The sequence below is a fragment of the Bradyrhizobium pachyrhizi genome (assembly GCF_001189245.1).
In the GTDB taxonomy this organism is placed as follows: domain Bacteria; phylum Pseudomonadota; class Alphaproteobacteria; order Rhizobiales; family Xanthobacteraceae; genus Bradyrhizobium; species Bradyrhizobium pachyrhizi.
Window position 1 is genome coordinate 17,184 of sequence record NZ_LFIQ01000100.1, and the last position, 677, is coordinate 17,860.

The 677-nt window shown below is 64.5% G+C and carries 1 protein-coding gene and 1 pseudogene; both read left to right on the forward strand.

All coding sequences use genetic code 11. From position 1 onward, the window contains the following. Window positions 1-217, forward strand: a 217-nt coding sequence (locus AKL29_RS45515) for a hypothetical protein (protein ID WP_244482390.1), incomplete at its 5' end; no start/stop codon positions are given. A 132-nt stretch (window positions 218-349) separates the two neighbouring features. Next, window positions 350-677 (forward strand): annotated as a pseudogene (locus tag AKL29_RS45520) (2-amino-5-chloromuconate deaminase CnbZ); the annotation flags it as partial.

Below are 677 nucleotides of genomic sequence, written 5' to 3' on the forward strand. Positions count from 1 at the left end.
GCTCACGGCCTCGGGCGCCGGCGCTGCCAGCCGCTTCTCGATCGGGCTCGTGGTCGTGGCCGGTATGACGATCGGCACGCTGTTCACGCTGTTCGTGCTGCCGATGGTCTACACGGTGATCGCGACCGACCATCAGGCCGCGGCCCATTCCGATCGCGCCAAGCAGATCGCCGACTACGAGCTCGACCGTCGCGGCGGCGCGCTGAAACCGACCTGAGCCCTCCAAGCTCATGCTCGCAGGGAAGGCGGCACTGGCGAAAGCCACTGCCGCCTTTTCTTTGTCTCGTGATAGCCTTTGCCGAGGGCGGGCAGAAAGTAACTCGCCTCAGGAAATCCGGAGGAAACAGGCATGGCAAGCGAGTTTGCGGCGGGCAATTACCGGTTCATTCCGGCCGTGTTCCAATATTCAAGCGGCGCGCAGGCGAACGCGGGTTTTGAGATCGAGCGGGTGCGCTTCGATCGCCTGCTGCCGCTCGCGGAAGGTTTTGCGCGGATCGCGGCCTATATCCGGGATGCCGGCCGGCCGCTGACCGCGTTCTGCGCCTGCGAATTGCGTTCGCCGGCCGCCTTCACCGAAGACGGTTTTCGCGCCTTCAACCAGCACTACGTCAAGACGCTCGCCGAATGGGGCCTGTTCGACGGCACCATCAATCCGGTGGCGCGCAGCAATGTCTGTC